The following is a 20,166-nucleotide window of genomic DNA, read 5'->3' as shown; positions in this document are numbered from 1 at the left end:
CCTGTCAGTCCTTGCCCTGCGCGCCCTGTGCGGGCTTGAGGGCTTTGTCCTGGCCGATGCGGATCGCGGCGCCGGGGGTGAGCTTCAGCTGGCCGGCGGTGACCACCTGTTCCCCGGCCTGCAGGCCCTTGCTGACCACCACCACGCCGTCACGGCGCTCGCCGGTCTGCACCGTGCGCTGCTCGGCGGTGAGCTGCGGCTGGCCCTTGTCGTCGTTTTCCGGCTTGCCATCCTTGTCCTTTTTCGGCGTGGCGACGTACACCGAGTTGCCATACAGGGTGTAGGTGATGGCGCTTTCCGGCACTACCACTTGTGGCTGCGGGTTGGGTAGCAGGATCAGCAGACTGGCGAACATGCCCGGCAGCAGCTTGCCATCCGGGTTGGCCATGGTCGCGCGCACCAGCAGGTTGCGCGTGGCTTCCTCGACCTTGGGGTTGATGGCGCTGAGGCTGGCGGGGAAGGTCTGGCCCGGGTAGGCGGCCACCTGCACCAGCACCTGCTGGCCCAGGCTGAGGTGCGGCAGGGCCTGTTCCGGTACGTTGAAGTCGACGTAGAGGCTGGATGTGTCCTGCAGGGTGGCGATCACCGTGCCGGCGGCCAGGTAGTCGCCGACGTCCACCTGGCGAATGCCGATGGTGCCGCTGAACGGGGCGCTGATGCTCTTCTTGGTCTTCGATGCCTTGAGCTGGTCGACCACCGCCTGGTTGCGCCGGTACTGGGCGGTGAGGCGGTCGAACTCGCCGCGGGAGATGGCCGAGTCGCCGACCAGCTGGCTGCCACGGCCGAAATCTACCTTGGCCAGGCCCAGGTCGGCCTGGGCGGTGCCGAGCAGGGCGGTTTCCTGGTCGTCGTTGAGTTGCAGCAACAGTTGCCCGGCCTTGACCTGCTGGCCCGAGTCGAAATGCAGGGCCTTGACGATGCCTTCCACCTCAAGGCTCAGCTCCACGCCCTGTAGCGCCTTGAGGCTGCCGACGGCGGGCAGGCGCTCTTGCCACGGGCGCTGTTCGGCCAAGGCGGCCGCCACGGTGATGGGCGGCTTGGGGGCAGTGAACATCTGGATCTGCTGGTAGATCGAAAAGGCTTTGTAGCCCCCCAGGGCCAGCACGATCAGCAGAACCACGGCCAACATGATGAGCATGCGGCGGCGCAGCATAGGTCCGGTTCCTTGGATGCGGTTGTTATTCGCTTAGACACGACAACGGGCGATCCTGCCCACGTGAATGGGGGAATTATTGACTGTTTTTTGGGGGAAGGGGAGTGGAATGCCTGTGCCGGCCTCTTCGCGGGCACGCCCGCTCCCACAGGAACCGCGCAGTCAGTGGGTTGCGCGGTCCCCGTGGGAGCGGGCGTGCCCGCGAAGAGGCCGGTAAATGCAGCAGAAAAATCAGACCAGATGCAGGTGGTTGTCCCAGAAACCGGACGGCAGGTTCATCGGTTGCCCGACCAGCTCGGCCTTGCGGCAATCATAGAACCGGCAACGGCCCTGCCCGGAGGTGACGACAAAGCCGTCCTGTACCGCGCCCACCCCCGCGCAATCGGGCATTGGCGCATCCAGCCGCACCGCGCCGCTGTCCAGGTCCCAGACGAACAGGCGGTTGGCCCGTGGCGCGGTCAGCGCGACCAGCCGCAGCTCGCTGTGGATAGCCACGCTGGCGGTGTACTGGGCCATGGCCTGCAACTGCCGCTCCGGCACCGGGAAGGCCTTGAACGGCTCGCCCGGGCGCTTGATCGCCAGCAGCTCTGCGGTTTCATCGGCATCACCCATGAACTGTTGGCAGGCGGCGATGGTGCCATCGCTGCCTACCGCCAGGTGTCGCACGCTGTTCATCTGCTGGGCCAGGGTTTCCTTGCTCAGCAGGGTACCGTCGCGCTGCATCAGCACCAGGCTCGGTTCCATGGCGTCGAGGTTCATCTCCACCCGGCTTTCGGCTTCGGTGCGGATACCGCCGTTGGCCACGATCAGCGTTTCGCCGTCCGGCAGCCAGGCCACTTCGTGCGGGCCGATGCCGTGGGTCGGGATCTCCCCGCTGTGCACCAGGCGCTCGCCTTCGAAGCGGTACACACCGAGTACGCCACGCCCCGGGTCGGTGGTGTCGTTCTCGGTGGCATACAGCCATTCGCCACTTTTGTGAATGACCGCGTGGCCGTAGAAGTGCCGGTTCGGCTGCGAGGTGACGGTCTGCAGCAGGCGCCCGTCGCGCAGGTCGACCAGGTAGCTTTCGGTGCCGGGACGGCGGGCGACGAACAGGGCGATCGGCAGGTCCGGGTGATGGATGATGGCATGGCAACGTTGGGCGACCTGGGTGCTGAACACCTGGGTGCCGTCCAGGCGGAACCCGACCGCATAGTGCTTGCCGTCGCCGTCGTCACGCGCCGACAGTAGCAGGGGCTCGCTGCCTTTGTTGCGGAACAGGCTCCAGCCGCCCAGGGTTAGGGCGCTGAGCAATACGCTACCGAGTTTGAGGGCCTGGCGTCGCAGCATGATCAGTCACCGTCGTTGGCATTGAAGCCCAGCTGGATGTTCAACGCCTTGGCCAGCTCGCCTTCGTGCAGGCGGTGGACGGCGTTGAGGCTGTCGTAGATCTGGTTCAGGGTTTGCTGGCCGGCGTCGTCGGCCAGCAGCTCGCCCAGGGTCTTCTGGTTGGCGGCCAGCAGTTTGAGCGAGGCAGCGTAGGCGGCATCGATCTTGTCCGCCAGGGCTTTCTGATCGCTGGACAGCAAGCCGCGCAGGCCTTGGTTGTCGACCCCGACCCAGACCGCTTCGGCGGCCTTGAGGCTGGCCTCCAGGCTCTTGAGCGAGCTGTGGCTGCGCCAGGCTTCGGCCTGCAGTGGCTGCGGGATACCCTTGCTCTGGCGGCCCATCGGCGCACCGAGCTTTTTCTTCAGGCTGTCCAGGGCGGTGACCTGGGCGCGCAGCAGGTCGGCAATGGCCTCGTGGGAGTCGGCGTAGCGCTGGTTGGGGAACTTGGTCATCTGCGAGAGCATGCCGTCGGTGCTGTTCCAGCCCTTGAGGATCTCTTCGGCCAGGGCCTTCTGGTGTTCACCAATGGCCACCAGCAACGGGCAGTAGCGGGCTTTCTGCTCGGCTGTGGCGATGTCCGGCTTGCTGTCGAACAGAATGTACTCGTAGGCCGACAGGCCACGTACCACCACGCTGGCCTTGCCCAGGGCCGCGGCATCGACCGGTTGGTCGGCGTTGACCAGTTGCTCGACCTGGCGGCCGACCAGGTTCTTCTTGTCGGGCCAGAACTGTACCTGCCAGGCGCGGTTGCCTTCGGCCAGCGGGCCGACCAGCAGCGGTTGCAGCTCGGCCCAGGCCTTTTGCGCGTTGAGGAAGTCGGCACGGGCCTTGTCCAGGGTTTCCTTGCCTTCGCAGTAGGCCAGGGCGCTGGCGGCCAGCGTGCGGTCGGCTTCGACCCAGCGGCTGTAGGTGGGCAGGATCACCTGCTTGGCGATGGCAGCGGAGGTCACGGCTTGCGGGTCCTGCGGCGAGCAGGCGCCGAGGGCGAGTGCGGCGAGGCTGGTGAACAACAGTTTGGGTCGGAACATGCCCGGCTCCTTTGCGCTTTTTAAAGTGAGTTCAGGAAAGCCAGCAACGCGGCACGCTGCTCGGCATTGAAAGTGAGTACGAAATTGCGTGCCGCCTCGGCCTCGCCACCGTGCCAGAGCACGGCTTCGAGCAGGTTGCGGGCGCGGCCGTCGTGCAGGAACTGGCTGTGGCCACTGACCGTTTCGCTCAGACCGATGCCCCACAGTGGCGGGGTGCGCCAGTCCTGGCCGTTGGCGGCAAATTCGGTGCGCTCGTCGGCCAGGCCCGGGCCCATGTCATGCAGCAGCAGGTCGCTGTAGGGACGGATCAGCTGGTTTGCCAGCTCCGGCTCGGCGGCATTGGCGGCGGTGGTGAACTGCGGTGTATGGCAGCCCTGGCAGCCAGCCTGATAGAACAGGTTCTTGCCCGCCAGCACCTGCGGCGAGCCCACGTCGCGGCGGGCCGGCACGGCCAGGTTGCGGGTGTAGAAGGTGACCAGGCGCAGGATGTTGTCGCTGACTTCCTTCTCGCCATTGGCACCGTCGCCGTTGGGCGCGGCCAGGCAGTCGGCCTGCGCCGGGGTACAGTCGTCGTTGGGCTGCAGGGTGGTGGTCAGGCCCATGTCGCCGGCAAAGGCGTGCACGTTCTGCTGGTTGACGTTGGGCTGCCCGGCCTTCCAGCCGAAGCGGCCGACCACGGTCTTGCCCAGGGCATCGTCCCACACCCGGTTGGCCCGGCCGCGGATGCCGTCGCGGTTGTGGTCATCCGGGTCTTCGTTGGCCAGCAGGTCGGCTTCGGGGATGGCTTCGAGCAGGCCCAGGCCGATCATCGGCGGCGCCACCCGCGCCGAAAAGCGCGTGTCGGGGTGCATCACGCCATAGCCGAGCTGGGTGATCTGCAGGGCCGGCTTGCGCAGCTCGACCTGGTGGCCGTCCTCGAACGACACCGTTTCGCTGGTGTAGCTCACCCGCACCTTGCCTTCCGGCGTCACGCCGGGGATGGCCATGTCCTGCAGCTGGGTGCCATAGACCGGCTCCGGCACCACGCCGAGGCGTTCGACCACCTTGGCCAGGTAAGGCTGGTCGGGGATCGACAGGCGTACCAGCATCGATACGGCGTTGCTGTCGCCCGGCTCTGGCGGGTGGCCGCGGCCGTCGCGCACGTGGCAGTTCTGGCAGGCATTGGTGTTGAACAGCGGGCCCAGGCCGTCACGGGCGGTGGTGGTGGACGGGGCGATCACCCAGGGGTTGCGGAAGAAGCTGTTGCCTACGGCGAAGTCCAGGCGCCGCTCGGGCGAGAGGTTGGCCGAGGGCAGGGAATAGGCATTGCGGTCAGTGCGCTGCACGGTGGCTTTGCCGCCCGACAATGCTTCGCCGGGCTCGGCCTGGGTGAAACGCGGGGCGTCGTCACAGGCGGCGAGGGCAAAGGCCAGCAGCAGGGGGGAGAGTCGGGACAGCGACAAGGACATCGAGAATCCTGGGCGTGAGCGAAAAACCGGCGTGCAAGCTTAGCAGGGTGAGGGAGTTTGAATAAGAGCAATTTGCAATTGCTGGATGAAATCGGTGTCAGTTGGCCATGGTCTGTGGTTGCCTGGTCGGGCCCTATCGCCGGCAAGCCAGCTCCCACAGGTACTTCACAGCCCTTGAGCCCTGTGGGGTACCTGTGGGAGCTGGCTTGCCGGCGATAGGGCCGGAAGCAAAAAAGGCGACCCGAAGGCCGCCTCTTTCAGAACCGCTACAGCAGGATCAGAACTCGTGATCCGCGGTATCCGGGTTCAGGTTGGCAATGCCCAGCTTGCCCGCGGCCTGCTCGATCGCACCGGTCTGCTTGACCAGGGAGGCGATGGCGTCACGCACGATCTGGTTGCCGGCTGCGTTGTCGGCAGCGATCAGCTGGTCGTAGTGCTCGCCCTTGAGGGCGTGGTCGACGATCACCTGGATCTTGGCTTCGGTGGCTTCCAGGTCGGCCTTGAGGGTGGCGTCGGCGGCCGGGTCTACCTTGGCCACCAGCGACGACAGGCTCGGGCCGGTCACCTTGCTGCCGTCCGGGCGGGTGTACTCGCCCAGGTAGACGTTGCGGATGCCCTTGGCGTCGTAGAAGTGCGAGTAGTGGGTGTTGTCGCTGAAGCAGTCGTGCTCGTCTTCCGGCGAGTTGGCTTCCAGCGAAACCTTCATGCGTTCGCCAGCCAGTTCGCCCAGCGACAGGCTGCCCATGCCGAACAGCATCTTGCGCAGGCCGTCGTTGACCGACTCGGCTTCCAGCTTGGCGCGGTAGTTGTCGGCGACGTTCGGTGCCCAGTTGCCGACCATCTCTTCGAGGTCCTTGACCAGCAGGTCGGTGACCGCTTTCAGGTAGGCACGGCGGCGGTCGTTGTGGCCACCGGTGGCGCCCTTGCCTTCCAGGTAGTCCGACGCCGGACGGTTGCCCGCGCCCGGGCCGGTGCCGTTCAGGTCCTGGCCCCAGAGCAGGAACTCGATGGCGTGGTAGCCGGTGGCGACGTTGGCCTCGGAGCCGCCCAGCTCGTTCAGGCTGGCCAGCTTCTCGGGGGTGATGTCCTTGACGTCGATCTTCTCTTCGCCCACCTGAATCTCGGTGTTGGCGATGATGTTGGCGTTGGCCGCCGGGTTGCCCAGGGCGTGCTCATAGCTCTTGTCGACGTAGTCGATCAGGCCTTCGTCCAGCGGCCAGGCGTTCACCTGGCCTTCCCAGTCGTCGATGATGGTGTTGCCGAAGCGGAAGGCTTCGCTCTGCAGGTACGGTACGCGCGAGGCGAACCAGGCTTCTTTGGCTGCCTTCAGGGTTTCGTCGTTGGGCTTGGCCAGGAACGCGTCGACTGCGGTCTGCAGGGTCTTGGCGGTGCTCAGCGAGTCGCTGTACACGGCGTAGACCAGCTCGGCGTAATGTTTGACCACGGCTTTGCCGGCGGCTTCGTCGACAGCCCCGGGCGCCGCAGCGGTGGTGCTGGCGGCAGCAGGTGCCTGGGCTTGCGGCGCGGCGGCCTTGTCGTCCTTGCCTTCACCGCAACCGGCGAGAGCGATGGCAATGGCCAGCAGACTGGCGGAGGCCAGAGGCATTCGAATCATTATTGGTTTTCCTGCGTCGTGTGGTTGGACCAAGGGGTGGACCGTGCGCCGTGGCACGCGAAACCGCAACATCATGCGAAAGATTTGCATTTGCTGTAAAGGGGGCGGGCATGCAATTCGTGTAAATGCCGGTCACGGCCTGTAACGGGGCAGGCGGCTCAGAGCATCGAAACCTGGTTTCGCTGTGCCTGCTTGAGGAAGTTGGTCAGCTCACGGGCCGACAGCGGCTTGCTGTAGTGGTAGCCCTGGCCCTCGTGGCAGCCCTGGGCGACGATGTAGGTTTCCTGTTCGGCGGTTTACACGCCCTCGGCGATCACCTGCATCCCCAGGCTCTTGCCCAGCTGGATGATGGCGCGAACGATGGTGGCGTCGTCATCGTCGTCCAGCAGGTCCTGGACGAAGCTCTTGTCGATCTTGATCTTGTCCAGCGGCAGCGATTTCAGGTAGCTGAGCGACGAGTAGCCGGTGCCGAAGTCGTCGATGGCAATCAATGCTCCGGAGCGGCGCAGGCTCAGCAGGTGCTGGGCGGCGGTGCTGATGTCTTCCATCAGGCCGGTCTCGGTGACTTCCAGTTCCAGGCTGCGCGGCGGCAGGCGATAGGCCTGCAGCAGGTTGTTGACCACCCGCGGCAGTTCGCTGTGGTGCAGCTGCACGGTGGACAGGTTGACCGCCATGCGCAGCTCGCTGAAGCCCATGTCGTGCCATTCGCGCAATTGCCGGCAGGCCTGGTCGAGCACCCATTCGCCGATGCTGATGATGCTGCCGTTCTGTTCGGCCAGGGGGATGAACTGGTCTGGCGGCACCATGCCCAGCTCCGGGTGCTGCCAGCGCAGCAATGCCTCGACACCGACCACGCGGTGGTCGCGGTAACTGATCTGTGGCTGGTAAACCAGGTACAGCTGGTTGCGCGGCAGGGCTTCGCGCAGGTCCTTTTCCAGCTCGCGACGGCGGCGCATCTCGCTGTCGACGCTGGCGATGTAGAACTGGTAGCGGTTGCGCGAACGGGCCTTGGCCAGGGTCATGGTCTGTTCGGCTTTTTGCAGCAGCTTCTCGGTGCTGTCGCCGTCTTCCGGGAACAGGGTGATGCCGATGGTGGCGCGCAGGCGGATCTGCTGGTGGTGGTCGAGGTCGAACGGTACTTCCAGGTCGTCGAGGATACTCTGCGCCAGTTCGGCCGCCTCGTAGGGCTGCTCGATATTGGCCTGCACCAGGGCGAACTGGTCACCACCCAGGCGTGCCAGGGCGCCCAGGCGGCCACTGTGGGCGCGCAGGCGGTCGGCCAGGGCCAGCAGCAGCTGGTCGCCGACCTGGTAGCTGAACTGCTCGTTGATGCCCTTGAAGTCGTCCAGGCCTACGCACAGTACCGCCACGCGGTGTTGCAGGCGGCCGCCGTCGACGAGGATCTTGTCCAGTTGCTGCTGCAGCTGCTGACGGTTGGGCAGGCCGGTGAGGAAGTCGTACTGGGCCATGCGTTGCAGGCTGTTTTCCGCCTCGTGGCGCAGATGGGTGTTGCGCTCGATCGAGGCCAGCAGCTGGTTGGCGGTATTTACCCACAGGCCCAGCTCGTTCTTCTCGTGGCCCTTGAGCAGCGGCAGCTGGTGCTGGCTTGGGCGGTCGGGGTTGATCTGGGTGAGGTGCTCGATGATCTTCGACAGCGGTTTGGTCAGCAGCCAGTGGTAGACCAGGTACAGTACAAGGCCCATGGCCAGGGCCCGCAGCACTCCAGAGATGAAGATGATCACGGCGTTAATCAGGAAGTCTTCGCCGTAGGACGAGGTGTCCAGGGTGATGCTCAGGTCGCCGTAGTATTCGCTGTAGGGGCCGCGGCCGACCAGTTGCGTGGTGTAGGTACGTTCCTGGCCGAGGATCAGGTCGGTCAGCCAGCGCATGGACATGTCCTGCAGCGGGCGGGACTTTTCCGCCAGCATGGTTTCGTTGGGGTGGCCGATGGAGGCCATGCGTACCGATTCGTCCTGGAACAGGCCTTCCATCACCTGCATGCCCATTTCGCGGTCGAGGCTGTATACCGCCTGGGTCGAGGGGTCGCGGAACATGTCGAGGATGCGCTGGGCATCGTTGTTCACGGCCTGGCGGGTCTTGTAGGTGTCGTAGACGATTTGCGCACAGCTGAGCACGACACCGACCGCTAGCGCCGACAGCAGCACGACCCTGAGCAACTTGACCGACAAGCTGTTCCGCAATTCCAGCTTCAATGGGGTTTCCTTAATCCATGCGCATGGCATCATTTTGCCATCAACGATGACGATACACTATCGGCCGACCATCAGAAGTGTATCGGTTGCCTGACCCCGCAACTTGAATGCGCTGTAACAATCTTCCAGAGGTTTGATGTTAGCGTGCTATGCGGGCTGAGCAAGCCTTTGCTGGTGGGTTGAAGGTGAAATCTGTGGTGACCCCTTCGCGGGCACGCCCGCTCCCACAGGTAGGGCGCCGCCTGTGGACCTGATGCTATCCCTGTGGGAGCGGGCGTGCCCGCGAAGAGGCCGGTACAGGCATAAAAAAACCCGGCACCGGGCCGGGTTTTTCGTTCAGGGCTGAATGACTCAGGCCTTGAAGGTCTTGCCTTCGAACTGCTCGGCAACGAAGGCCCAGTTGACCAGGTTCCAGAACGCCTCGACGTACTTCGGACGCAGGTTGCGGTAGTCGATGTAGTAGGCGTGTTCCCAGACGTCGCAGGTCAGCAGCGGGGTGTCGCCGCTGGTCAGCGGGCAGCCGGCGCCGATGGTGCTGGCCAGGGCCAGGGAACCGTCAGCCTTCTTCACCAGCCAGCCCCAGCCGGAACCGAAGGTGCCAACCGAAGTCTTGGTGAACTCTTCCTTGAACTTGTCGAAGGAACCGAAAGCGGCGTTGATGGCGTCAGCCAGGGCACCGGTCGGCTGGCCACCGGCGTTTGGTGCCAGGCAGTTCCAGTAGAAGGTGTGGTTCCAGACTTGAGCGGCGTTGTTGAAGATGCCGCCCGAAGAGCTCTTGACGATCTCTTCCAGGGTCTTGCCTTCGAATTCGGTGCCTGGGACCAGGTTGTTCAGGTTCACGACATAGGTGTTGTGGTGCTTGTCGTGGTGATACTCCAGGGTTTCCTTGGAGATGTGCGGCTGCAGGGCATCGTGGGCGTACGGCAGCGGCGGCAATTCAAAAGCCATGGTGGATCTCCTGATTCAGGTCTGTTTGCGGTTTGCGCAAGGCCGATCACGGGCGGCCCGATGAGCGTCGGCGAGTTTGTACTCTTTGCGACGCAAGGGCTGGATCATAGCACCGGGCCCGGCGCATAACCACGCAACAAAGATAGGGAATAGAGGTTCCAGAGCGGTCGGGGCGTGCCGACCAGTGGCGTCAGCTATTGCCTGCAAGGGCCTCATCGCCGGCAAGCCAGCTCCCACAGGGATATCACCGACCTCAGGCCTGGTGATGTCCCTGTGGGAGCTGGCTTGCCGGCGATAGGGCCCTGGTTGTCAGTTGAAGATCAACTGCGCCGCCACCGCGAACATCATCACCGCCACCATCAGGTCGAGCATGCGCCAGGTCGCCGGCCGAGCCAGCCACGGTGCCAGCCAGGCGGCACCGATCGCCAGGGTCGAGAACCACAGCAGCGAGGCGCTGGCAGCGCCGGCCACGTAGGCGCCAGGCGCAGCCTGCTGGGCGCCCAGCGAGCCGATCAGCAGCACCGTGTCGAGGTACACGTGCGGGTTCAGCAGGGTCACCGCCAGGGCGCTGAGCAGTACCGCGCGGCGTGAGCGCGCACCCTGGCCTTGCTGGTGCTGCAGGCTCTGCCTGGAGCAGGCGCTGCGCAAAGCCTTGGCGCCGTACCAGATCAGGAACACCGCACCGCCCCAGCGGGCGACCGCCAGCAACGTCGGGTTGTGCGCCAGCACGGTGGCCAGGCCGAACACTCCGGCCGCCACCAGGATGGCGTCACAGACGATGCACAGTGCCGCCACCGGCAAATGATGCTCGCGACGCAAGCTCTGGGCGAGGACGAAGGCGTTCTGTGCACCGATGGCCATGATCAGGCCGAAGGCCACGAGCATGCCGTTGAGATAGCTTTGCCACATGGCGTGCTCTCCAAAGAGTCCAAAAGATGCTGGTCATTGTGATGAACCACGCTGTATAAGAAAAACAAATAGAGCTGATCCGTCATTAGGAAAATCGATGTTCGACTACAAGCTGCTGGCCGCCCTTGCCGCGGTGATCGAGCAGGGCGGTTTCGAACGCGCGGCGCAGGTGCTGGGCTTGTCGCAGTCGGCCATCTCCCAGCGCATCAAGCTGCTCGAGGCGCGGGTCGGCCAGCCGGTGCTGGTGCGTGCCACACCACCAAGCCCGACCGAAGTCGGCCGCCAGTTGCTCAACCATGTGCAGCAGGTGCGCCTGCTCGAGCGCGACCTGCAGCGCCAGGTACCGGCGCTGGACGAGGAGGGCATGCCGGAGCGCCTGCGCATCGCCCTCAACGCCGACAGCCTGGCTACCTGGTGGGCCGGCGCAGTGGGCAACTTCTGCGCACAGCAGAACGTGCTGACCGACTTGGTGGTGGAAGACCAGGAAGTGGGCCTGAAACGCATGCGTGCGGGCGAAGTGGCGGCTTGCCTGTGTGGCAGCGAGCGGCCGGTGGCCGGCGCGCGCAGCCTGCCGCTGGGCGCCATGCGCTACCGGGCGCTGGCCAGCCCCGGGTTCATGGCGCGGCATTTTCCGCAGGGCTTCGCTGCCAGCCGCCTGGCCCGTACCCCGGCGATCGTTTACGGCCCGGACGACTTCCTGCAACACCGCTACCTGGCATCGTTGGGCATCGAGGATGGCTTCCTGCACCACTTGTGCCCGTCGTCCGAAGGCTTCCTGCGCATGACCGAAGCCGGCCTGGGCTGGGGCCTGGTGCCGGAACTGCAGGCTCGCGAGCAACTGGCCAGCGGCCAGTTGGTGGAAATCTGCAGCGATACCCCCATCGATGTGCCGCTGTACTGGCATCATTGGCGCAATGGCGGGCAACTGCTCGCGCAACTGACCGACCACCTGCGGCACACCGCACGGCAATGGCTGGTGCCCTTGTAGCCACGGCTGGCGTCAGTTGCATCTGAAATCTGGCAAGACGGAGTCTTACATGCGAATTCTGGTCACCGGCGCGAGTGGCTTCATTGGCGGGCGCTTTGCGCGCTTTGCCCTGGAGCAGGGCCTGGACGTGCGGGTCAGCGGCCGTCGAGCCGAAGGGGTCGAGCACCTGGTCAAGCGCGGCGCCCAGTTCATCCCCGGCGACCTGGGTGATGCCGAGCTGGCCCGCCGCCTGTGCCAGGGCGTCGAGGCGGTGGTGCACTGCGCCGGCGCAGTGGGCAACTGGGGGCGCTACCAGGACTTCTATCAAGGCAATGTGGTGGTCACCGAAAACGTGGTCGAGGGCTGCTTGAAGGAGCACGTACGGCGGCTGGTACACCTGTCGTCGCCGTCGATCTACTTCAATGGCCGCTCGCGCCTGGACCTCCGGGAAGACCAGGTGCCGCGCCGCTTCCATGACCACTGCGGGCAGACCAAGCACATGGCCGAGCAGAAAGTGTTCGGTGCCCAGGAGTTCGGCCTCGAGGTGCTGGCGCTGCGCCCGCGCTTCGTCACCGGCGCCGGCGATGCCAGTATCTTCCCGCGGCTGATGCAGATGCAGCGCAAGGGGCGTGTGGCGATCATCGGCAACGGCCTGAACAAAGTCGATTTCACCAGCGTGCACAACCTCAACGAAGCGCTGCTCAGTGCCCTGTTCGCTGACGACCGGGCGCTGGGCCAGGCCTATAACATCAGCAACGGCCAGCCGCTGCCGCTGTGGGACGTGGTCAACTACGTGATGCGCCAGATGCAGTTGCCGCAGGTTACCCGGTACCGCTCCTACGGCCTGGCCTACAGCCTGGCCGCGCTGAACGAGGCGGCCTGCATGTTGTGGCCGGGGCGCCCGCAACCGACCCTTTCGCGTCTGGGGATGCAGGTGATGAGTCGCGATTTCACCCTGGATATCAGCCGCGCCCGGCAGTACCTGGACTACCAGCCCAAGGTCAGCCTGTGGACGGCGCTGGATGAATTCTGTGCCTGGTGGAAGCACCAGCCGCCGGGGCAGTGAAGCCGCTCGGCTGACAATGGTCATCAACGCGCCGCGCTGGCGGTTTATACTCGTGCCTCTTTGCGACTACCGCGGTTGAATGTATCCATGCGTAACCATGCTCACGATGACTACGATGATGTGCCTACCCTGAGGGCCGGCACCCATGACGATGACGAACTGATGCCGGCGCACGTGGTGCGCAGCCGCCAGAAAGCCGCTCGCGGTGCCAGCACCGCGCCGCTATGGGCATTGCTCGGGGCCTCGTTCATCGCCTTGGCGGGCCTTGGCTGGTGGAGCTTCCAGCAGATCTCGCTGATGGAGCAGCAACTGGTGGCGACCCAGGAAAGCTTCGCCCGCATCAGCGAAGAGGCTGCCGGGCGCCTGCAGGCGATCAGCGGCAAGGTGGCGGCCAGCGAATCCGGCGCCACTACCAACAGCGAGGCGTTGAAGCTGCAGCTGCGCCAGTTGCAGAAGGGTGTGGCCGGGCAGACCGGCGACCTGGGCAAGCGCCTGGAGCAGGTGCTGGCCGATACCCGTGAACAGCAGAAGGCCGTGACCGAGCTGCAGAGCCAGTTGCAGGCGCAACTGAAGGCAGTGAATGGCGAGCTGGCCGCGTTGCGCTCGGGGCAGGTCGATGGTGGCAAGCTGGATACGCAGTTCAAGGGCCTGAACGAACAGATTGCTGCGCTGAAGGCCGCGCAGGCTGATGGCGCCAAGCTGGACGGGCAGCTCAAGAGCCTGGGCAGCGAGGTGGCGGCGCTGAAGAAGCAGGGTAACCCGAGCGCTGCCATCCAGGACCTGGAGCAGGACATCCTGGTGCTCAAGAGCCAGATCGACAACCGCCCGGCCGCGGCGGCGTCCAGTGGTGCTTCGGTGCAGGAATTCGACGCCTTCCGGGCGCAGACGACCCGCAACCTGAATACCTTGCAGAGCCAGATCCAGAACCTGCAGCAGCAGATCAATGCCCGCCCGTGAGATCACCTGAGCCTTCTTCGCGGGCACGCCCGCTCCCACAGGGGCAGCACAATCTTCAAGCTTGTCGCTGTACCTGTGGGAGCGGGCGTGCCCGCGAATGGCCCTGAATCACAACCGCGGATAATCGATGTACCCCACCGGCCCCTTGCCATAGAAAGTCTCCGGCCGCGCCTCGTTCAACGGCGCATCCGCCGCCAACCGCGCCGGCAGGTCAGGGTTGGCGATGAACGGCACGCCAAACGCCACGGCGTCGGCCTTGCCATTGGCCAGGGCTGCATTGGCACTGGCCTTGTCAAACCGCTCATTGACGATGTACGGGCCACCGAACGCCTCTTTGATCAGCGGGCCGATACTGTCATCGGCTTCCTTTTCCCGTGAGCAGATGAAGGCAATACCCCGCTTGCCCAGCTCACGGGCCACGTAGGTAAAGGTTTCGGCACGGTCGGCATCGCCCATGTCATGGGCATCGGCACGCGGCGCCAGGTGCACGCCCACGCGGTTTGCGCCCCACACCTCGATGGCCGCATCGGTCACTTCCAGCAGCAGCCGCGCACGGTTTTCCAGCGAGCCGCCGTAGCGGTCGGTGCGCTGGTTGGTGCTGCTCTGCAGGAACTGGTCGAGCAGGTAGCCGTTGGCACCGTGGATCTCCACGCCATCGAAACCGGCAGCCTTGGCATTCTCGGCACCGCTGCGGTAGGCCTCGACGATGTCGATGATTTCTTCGGTTTCCAGCGCGCGTGGGGTGGGGTAGTCACTGAGCGGGCGCACCAGGCTTACATGGCCCTTGGGCTGGATCGCGCTGGGGGCCACCGGCAGCTCGCCGTTCAGGTAGCTGGGGTGGGAGATGCGGCCAACGTGCCACAGTTGCAGGAAGATGCGCCCGCCAGCGGCATGCACGGCCTTGGTCACATTGTTCCAGCCACGCACCTGCTCGTCGTTCCAGATACCAGGGGTATCCGGGTAGCCGACGCCCATGGCGCTGACCGAGGTCGCCTCGCTGAGGATCAGCCCGGCGCTGGCGCGCTGCACGTAGTACTCGGCCATCAGCGCATTGGGCACGCGGCCTTCGTCGGCCCGGCAGCGGGTGAGCGGGGCCATGATGATGCGGTTGGGCAGTTGCAGGTCGCCCAGGGTGATCGGATCGAAAAGCGTGGTCATGACGGTTACCTGCCTGTTCAGAGTGCTTGGCGCAGTTGTTCGAGAAACGCCTGGATAGTGGCTTCGTTTCGTTTGAAGAAGTGCCATTGGCCGATCTTCTGGCTGCTGATCAGCCCGGCGCGCTGCAGGGTGGCCAGGTGGGCGGAGACGGTCGACTGCGACAGGCCGCAGCGTTGGTCGATCTGCCCGGCACACACACCGTTCTCGGTGCTGTGGTACTGGTCGGGGAATTGCGTTGCCGGGTCCTTCAGCCAGCTGAGGATTTCTCGCCTGACCGGGTGGGCCAGCGCTTTTATGATTTCGTCGAGATCGAGAGGCATGGGTTGAGGCTCGTTGTAGCGGTATATCGCGATAGGGCGAAATGTAAATCGTGGATTCCCGATATACAAATATGAAGAGGTTCTGAGCTGAGCACGAATCGCTATATCGCGTTATAACGATATAGGGGGCGGCGGTGCTAGACTGCGCTCATGAACTACCTCGCACACCTGCACCTTGGCGGCCCGGCGCCGCAACAACTGCTTGGCAGCCTGTATGGCGACTTCGTCAAAGGCTCGCTGGAAGGGCGCTTCCCGCCTGCGCTGGAGGCGGCCATCCGGCTGCACCGGCATATCGACAGCTATACCGACCAGCATCCGTTGGTGCTGGCGGCACTGGCGCGCTTTCCGCGGGAGCGGCGGCGCTTTGCCGGCATTGTTCTGGATGTGTTTTTCGACCATTGCCTGGCCCGGCATTGGCGGGATTATGCCGAGCAGCCGCTGGCGCAGTTCACCGGGGACTTTTATCGGGTGTTGCTGGCGGAGCCCGAGTTGCCGGGGCGGCTGGCGCGGATTGCGCCGTTCATGGCGGCGGATGACTGGCTGGGGGCGTATGGCGACTTTGCCACGCTGGAGCAGGTGTTCAACGGCATTGCCCGGCGCTTGTCGCGGCCGGAGGGGATGGTTGGGGTGATGGGGGAGCTGGAGCGGCTGTACGAGCCATTGCTGGCGGACTTCAGGGAGTTTTATCCACAGTTGCAGGCGTTTGCAGCGGCTGGCCGGTTGTCTGGCAGTTAGTCCTGCGCTGGCTTCTTCGCGGGCTTGCCCGCTCCCACAGGTTGGCGCAGTTCTCAAGATATGCGCGGGCCCTGTGGGAGCGGGCAAGCCCGCGAAGAGGCCGGTACTGGCAGTGCAAGAATTCAGGCAGCCCGCGCCTGCCGCCGTGACGCCAGCTCAACTTCTTCAACCCCGAACAACGCCAGGTGAATCGCCTGCTGCGCCTGCAACGCCAGCACCGCTCGCTCCTTGCCCACGCTGCCGATCGGCTGCAGCAGGTGAATGCATACCTCGCCCCGCGGCAGGGCAAACAGGCGCATCAGGTGCGACACCAGGTCATCGTCACCAATGAACGGTGCAATCGGGTCGATCTGGCCATCGCGCAGGTACTGGATGGCGACCGGCTGCACCGCCACGCCACGGTCGATGGCGCCTGCCAGCAGGCGACCATGGAAGGTGCGCAGGGTACGGCCGCTGGTGGTGGTGCCTTCCGGGAAGATCAGCAGCGGCCGGGCAAGGCCCAGCTGCCCGGCGATCTGTTCACGCAGGCGCTGGCTGTCGCCCCCGCCACGGCGGATGAACAGGGTGCCGGCCTTTTCCGCCAGCCAGCCGGCCACCGGCCAGTGGCGCACTTCGGCCTTGGACAGGAACGACAGCGGCAGCAGCATGCCGAGCAGGGGGATATCGGTCCAGGACACGTGGTTGCTGACCCACAGCATCGGCCGCTGCGGCAGCTCGCCGACCACCCGCACATCGAAGGGCAGGGCCGCGACCAGGCGCTTCATGAACAGGCAGGTCCAGCGCTGGCGGCGCTCGATGGGCGCCTTGAACCCCAGGCGTTCGCCCAGGGCGATCACGCTGGCCATCAGCATGCCCAGCAGCAGTACCAGCAGCAGTCGAGTCAGGCGGGCCATTACCCGCAGCTTCGGCATCAGACCGCTGCCTTGAAGTGGCGGGCGTAGCGTGGGCACAGTTCGTCGCGCTTGAGCAGGATGAACACATCGGCCACCTGGAAGTCTTCGTCCCAGCACGGCTCGCCGCAGATCTTCGCGCCCAGGCGCATGTAAGCCTTGAGCAGCGGTGGCATTTCGGCGATGACGTTGTTCGGCAGGGCCAGGTTGGGCAACGGGTTCTTCGGCTCGGCGCGCAGGTGCTCGGTGCACAGGTAGCGGTCACGCAGGCGCTGCATCACCGCGTGGGCCTGCACCCCGCCATCCTGCATGGGGATGCTGGCGCAGCCCATCAGGTAGCTGTAGCGGCCTTCGTTGAGCACTTCGGCCAGTTCGCCCCAGAGCACGGCGATGGTGCCGCCGTTGCGGTAATCGGGGGCTACGCAGGTGCGGCCCAGCTCCAGGATCGGGCCCTGCAGCTGCAACAGGCCGTGCAGGCTGAATTCCTCTTCGCTATAGAAGCGGCCCAGGCTGCTGGCGGCCTGATGGTCGAGCAGGCGGGTGGTGGCAACCAGCTCGCCAGTGCTCAGGTCGCGTACGCCAATGTGGCGGCAGTGCACGTCGTAGTCGTCCATGTCCAGGCCTTGCTCGGCTCCTTTGAGCTTGGCCTTGAATTCGGCGCTGAACACTTTGTAGCGCAGGGCCTGGGCTTCCTGCAGGGCCGCGGCGCCAACCAGGCGTTCGGCTTGCAGACGGCGTTCGGTGCTGTTGTCGCCAGCGTGAGCGATCCGAGTCATTACGAGTCTCCATAAGCCAGCCATGAAGGGTTGCGGCCGGTCGGCTTTGTTGTGCAAAGTCAGCCTAGGTAGATGGGGTGTCACCCCTGTGAATCTTTGGTGATGCTTGCGTGACATCCCCTGAGCCTCAACTGAAAGCCCCTCAGCAAGGAGCCGACCGATGGCCTGGTTGCAACGACTCAACGACCCGCTTCGCCAAGCGCTGGCGGGCACCCTGGGCGAAACCTATGCCGCGCTGCTCGAGCGCCTTGGCCCGGTTGCCCCGTTCGAACTGGCGGTGCGCGGCGGGCGCGCGATGGCCACCCCGGGCCTGGCCTTCCTGGTCGGCTACCAGGCCGCCTTGCGCGTGCTGTGGCCCAGTGCTCCACCGAGCCTCGGTGCCCTGTGCGCCACCGAGCGGCGCAGCGTGCGGCCGGCGGACATGCGCACGCGCCTGGACGGCTTGCGGCTGACCGGCAGCAAGGACTTCGTCACTGCCGGCCTGGAGGCGGAATGGTTGCTGGTGGCGGCGCGCTGCGAGGCGACGGGCGCGGCGCCACAGTTGAACCTGGCGGTGGTCTACCCCGGGGAGCCAGGTGTGACGCTGGAAGCGCTGCCGACCCTGCCGCTGATGCCGGAGGTGGGCCATGGGCGACTGGTGCTGGAGCAGGCGGCGTGCGAGCTACTGGCCGGTGATGGTTGGGATGCCTATGTGAAGCCGTTCCGTTCGCTGGAGGACTTGTATGTGCTTACGGCGTTGACGGCCTGGCTGTATGGCGTGGGGCAGGAGTGCGCCTGGCCGCAGGCCCTGCGCCTGCAGTTGCTTGGGCTGCTGGCCGGGTGTGCCGAAGGTAGCCGGCAGTGCGCCGATAGCGTTGGCTGCCATTTGTTGCTGGGGGGATTGTTTGCACAGTTCCAGGCGCTGCGAGGGGAGATCGATGCTGCGTTGGCGGCGGGGCCGGCGCAGTGGGCGCAGATCTGGCAGCGTGACCAGGGGGTGATGGCGCTGGCGGCGGCGGCGCGGGAGAAGCGGCTGAACAAGGCTTGGGCTGCTGCGGGATTGTCATGAATGCCTGATAGGTTTGTGTGATCCGATGAATCCTGGGGCCGCTTTGCGGCCCTTCGCGGGCTTGCTCGCTCCCACAGGTATGTCGCCTACCCCATGAATGGTGCGATCCCTGTGGGAGCGGGCGGGCCCGCGAAGGGCTGCAAGGCAGCCCCAAAAACGCGAGCCTGTACTGGGATGCTGAAAGGTCTGCTGCTTTTTTTTTTGCATGGCCATGGCCCCTGCCAAGGCTGAGGTCTGGCCTGACCCTGACTGGCATGACGACCCTGCCCCCCTCGACTGGCAAGCCGTCGACGCCTACGCCTTCCCCACACACACCACCCCCGAACGCAGCGGCATCCGCACCGACGCCCTGCTGATCATCCGCGACGGCCGCATCCTCCACGAACGCTACGCCGCCCCCAGCACCGCCGTCACCGCCCACCTGACCTGGTCGATCAGCAAGAGCGTACTCGCCACGCTATTGGGCGTAGCCCAGGGCGAAGGCCGCTTCCAGCTGCAGGACCCGGTCACCCGCTTCTACCCGGCCATGCACGCCCATCCCGGCGTGCGCATGGCCGATCTGCTGCATTGGGCCAGCGGCCTGGACTGGCAGGAAGACTACGAGTACGCCCCGCTCAAGTCCTCGGAGGTGGCCATGCTGTATACCCGTGGCCGCGAGGACATGGCGGCCTATACGGCGGCGCGGGAAGCGGTGGCCAGCCCGGGCCAGCGGTTTCTCTATTCCAGTGGCGACAGCAACCTGCTGGCCGCCGCGTTGCGCGGCATGCTCGATGCCGGTCAGTACGCCGACTACCCCTGGCATGCACTGTTCACCCCGTTGGGGATCGACAGCGCGGTATGGGAGCGGGACCGCGCGGGTACCTACGTGGGTTCGTCCTACCTGTACCTCAGCGCTCGCGACCTGGCGCGCATCGGCCTGCTGATGCAGCGCGACGGGCGCTGGCAGGATCGGCAATTGCTGCCCAAGCCCTGGGTGGCTTTCAACCGCACGCCGTTTGCCGCGGCCCAAGCGCTGCCCGGCGAGGCCAACCCCGGTGGCCACTGGTGGCTCAACCAGCCGCTGGCCGGCGCTGCACGGCCTTGGCCGAGTGCGCCCGCAGACACCTATGCCGCCCTTGGCCACTGGGGCCAGGCGCTGTACGTGCTGCCCGCGCAAAAGCTGGTGATCGTGCGTTACGCCGATGACCGCGACGGCAGCTACCAGCACGACGAACTGCTCAAGCGGATACTCGCGGCGCTGGCCGGGGAGGGGGCATGAAGCGGGTGCTGCTGGTGGTGTTGCTGGGGCTGGTGTACTGGGCCTGGCACGAGCGCCAGGCCTTGGCGGACTTCCCCGGTATCCTTTCGGCCTACTCGGCCAAGGAATATTGCTCGTGCCGCTTCGTCATGGGGTTCGAGCCGGCGTATTGCCAAGGCTACGTGAAGCAATGGCTGCCGCTGAGCCTGCTGGAGGAAGATAGCCAACAGCGGCAGGTCACCGCCGAAGGCCTGGGCCGACGTAACCAGGCCGCCTGGCAAGGCCCGCGCGAGGGCTGCCGCTTGCTGCCGTGAAGGCGGGCGGGTAAGG

18 protein-coding genes and 1 pseudogene are annotated in these 20,166 nt (G+C 65.4%); 7 read left to right on the top strand and 12 right to left on the bottom strand.

Annotated elements, in window-relative coordinates:
* Positions 1 to 4: 4 nt before the first annotated feature.
* The 8 genes and pseudogenes from B2790_RS12885 to B2790_RS12850 form a co-directional block, all read right to left on the bottom strand.
* A complete protein-coding gene (locus B2790_RS12885) occupies positions 5 to 1,153 on the bottom strand; it encodes an efflux RND transporter periplasmic adaptor subunit (protein WP_286918953.1) in 1,149 nt (382 codons plus the stop codon).
* Positions 1,154 to 1,384: 231 nt separating this feature from the next.
* A complete protein-coding gene (locus B2790_RS12880) occupies positions 1,385 to 2,482 on the bottom strand; it encodes a DUF1513 domain-containing protein (RefSeq protein WP_075046244.1) in 1,098 nt (365 codons plus the stop codon).
* A gap of 2 nt (positions 2,483 to 2,484) precedes the next feature.
* Complete coding sequence (locus tag B2790_RS12875; protein ID WP_025340522.1) at positions 2,485 to 3,549, bottom strand: imelysin family protein; 1,065 nt, start codon at positions 3,547 to 3,549, stop codon at positions 2,485 to 2,487.
* Positions 3,550 to 3,569: 20 nt separating this feature from the next.
* Positions 3,570 to 4,997 carry a di-heme oxidoredictase family protein gene (locus tag B2790_RS12870; RefSeq protein WP_274120372.1) on the bottom strand — a complete coding sequence of 476 codons (1,428 nt, stop codon included), beginning with the start codon at positions 4,995 to 4,997 and terminating at the stop codon, positions 3,570 to 3,572.
* A gap of 277 nt (positions 4,998 to 5,274) precedes the next feature.
* A complete protein-coding gene (locus B2790_RS12865; protein WP_274120373.1) occupies positions 5,275 to 6,612 on the bottom strand; it encodes an imelysin family protein in 1,338 nt (445 codons plus the stop codon).
* Positions 6,613 to 6,770: 158 nt separating this feature from the next.
* Positions 6,771 to 8,825: pseudogene (locus B2790_RS12860) on the bottom strand (putative bifunctional diguanylate cyclase/phosphodiesterase).
* Between the two features lie 351 nt (positions 8,826 to 9,176).
* Positions 9,177 to 9,773 carry a superoxide dismutase gene (locus B2790_RS12855; protein ID WP_013974076.1) on the bottom strand — a complete coding sequence of 199 codons (597 nt, stop codon included), beginning with the start codon at positions 9,771 to 9,773 and terminating at the stop codon, positions 9,177 to 9,179.
* A gap of 309 nt (positions 9,774 to 10,082) precedes the next feature.
* Positions 10,083 to 10,682, bottom strand: a complete 600-nt coding sequence (locus tag B2790_RS12850) for a LysE/ArgO family amino acid transporter (protein ID WP_085592088.1) — start codon at positions 10,680 to 10,682, stop codon at positions 10,083 to 10,085.
* 97 nt (positions 10,683 to 10,779) lie between these two features.
* Here B2790_RS12850 and B2790_RS12845 point away from each other — a divergent pair, with 97 nt between their 5' ends.
* From B2790_RS12845 to B2790_RS12835, 3 genes are all read left to right on the top strand, one after another.
* The gene (locus tag B2790_RS12845) at positions 10,780 to 11,670 is read left to right on the top strand and encodes a LysR family transcriptional regulator ArgP (RefSeq protein ID WP_054573319.1); all 891 of its coding nucleotides are present in this window, start codon (positions 10,780 to 10,782) and stop codon (positions 11,668 to 11,670) included.
* Positions 11,671 to 11,719: 49 nt separating this feature from the next.
* A complete protein-coding gene (locus B2790_RS12840) occupies positions 11,720 to 12,715 on the top strand; it encodes an NAD-dependent epimerase/dehydratase family protein (protein ID WP_286918952.1) in 996 nt (331 codons plus the stop codon).
* A gap of 87 nt (positions 12,716 to 12,802) precedes the next feature.
* A complete protein-coding gene (locus B2790_RS12835) occupies positions 12,803 to 13,672 on the top strand; it encodes an ATPase (protein WP_286918951.1) in 870 nt (289 codons plus the stop codon).
* A 108-nt stretch (positions 13,673 to 13,780) separates the two neighbouring features.
* Here B2790_RS12835 and B2790_RS12830 read toward each other — a convergent pair whose 3' ends face one another.
* Together B2790_RS12830 and B2790_RS12825 are read right to left on the bottom strand one after the other, a co-directional pair.
* Positions 13,781 to 14,830 carry an alkene reductase gene (locus tag B2790_RS12830; protein WP_013974072.1) on the bottom strand — a complete coding sequence of 350 codons (1,050 nt, stop codon included), beginning with the start codon at positions 14,828 to 14,830 and terminating at the stop codon, positions 13,781 to 13,783.
* 17 nt (positions 14,831 to 14,847) lie between these two features.
* On the bottom strand, positions 14,848 to 15,150 hold the full coding sequence (locus B2790_RS12825; protein ID WP_003258229.1) for an ArsR/SmtB family transcription factor: 303 nt from the start codon (positions 15,148 to 15,150) through the stop codon (positions 14,848 to 14,850).
* Between the two features lie 150 nt (positions 15,151 to 15,300).
* On the opposite strand from B2790_RS12825, the gene B2790_RS12820 reads away from it, so the two are divergent.
* Positions 15,301 to 15,885 carry an ACP phosphodiesterase gene (locus B2790_RS12820; RefSeq protein ID WP_085592081.1) on the top strand — a complete coding sequence of 195 codons (585 nt, stop codon included), beginning with the start codon at positions 15,301 to 15,303 and terminating at the stop codon, positions 15,883 to 15,885.
* 122 nt (positions 15,886 to 16,007) lie between these two features.
* Here the strand turns inward: B2790_RS12820 and B2790_RS12815 are convergent, their stop codons facing one another.
* Both B2790_RS12815 and olsB read right to left on the bottom strand, forming a co-directional pair.
* Positions 16,008 to 16,796, bottom strand: a complete 789-nt coding sequence (locus B2790_RS12815; protein WP_075046238.1) for a lysophospholipid acyltransferase family protein — start codon at positions 16,794 to 16,796, stop codon at positions 16,008 to 16,010.
* On the bottom strand, positions 16,796 to 17,551 hold the full coding sequence (gene olsB / locus B2790_RS12810) for an L-ornithine N(alpha)-acyltransferase (RefSeq protein WP_015271672.1): 756 nt from the start codon (positions 17,549 to 17,551) through the stop codon (positions 16,796 to 16,798). Before olsB ends, B2790_RS12815 begins: the two co-directional genes overlap by 1 nt.
* A 160-nt stretch (positions 17,552 to 17,711) precedes the next feature.
* On the opposite strand from olsB, the gene B2790_RS12805 reads away from it, so the two are divergent.
* The 3 genes from B2790_RS12805 (at position 17,712) to B2790_RS12795 (ending at position 20,150) form a co-directional block, all read left to right on the top strand.
* On the top strand, positions 17,712 to 18,599 hold the full coding sequence (locus B2790_RS12805; RefSeq protein ID WP_075046236.1) for an acyl-CoA dehydrogenase: 888 nt from the start codon (positions 17,712 to 17,714) through the stop codon (positions 18,597 to 18,599).
* 205 nt (positions 18,600 to 18,804) lie between these two features.
* Positions 18,805 to 19,857 (top strand): serine hydrolase domain-containing protein, encoded by a 1,053-nt coding sequence (locus B2790_RS12800; protein WP_286918950.1) that lies wholly within the window; start codon positions 18,805 to 18,807, stop codon positions 19,855 to 19,857.
* Positions 19,854 to 20,150 (top strand): hypothetical protein, encoded by a 297-nt coding sequence (locus tag B2790_RS12795; protein ID WP_025340511.1) that lies wholly within the window; start codon positions 19,854 to 19,856, stop codon positions 20,148 to 20,150. The genes B2790_RS12800 and B2790_RS12795 overlap by 4 nt, the downstream gene beginning before the upstream one ends.
* Positions 20,151 to 20,166 lie beyond the last annotated feature (16 nt).

It is taken from the genome of Pseudomonas sp. UBA6753 (genome assembly GCF_002453565.1).
In the GTDB taxonomy this organism is placed as follows: Bacteria; Pseudomonadota; Gammaproteobacteria; order Pseudomonadales; family Pseudomonadaceae; genus Aquipseudomonas; species Aquipseudomonas putida_Z.
Note: the sequence above shows the minus strand (reverse complement) of the source record. Positions and strands in the feature narration are given on the sequence as shown.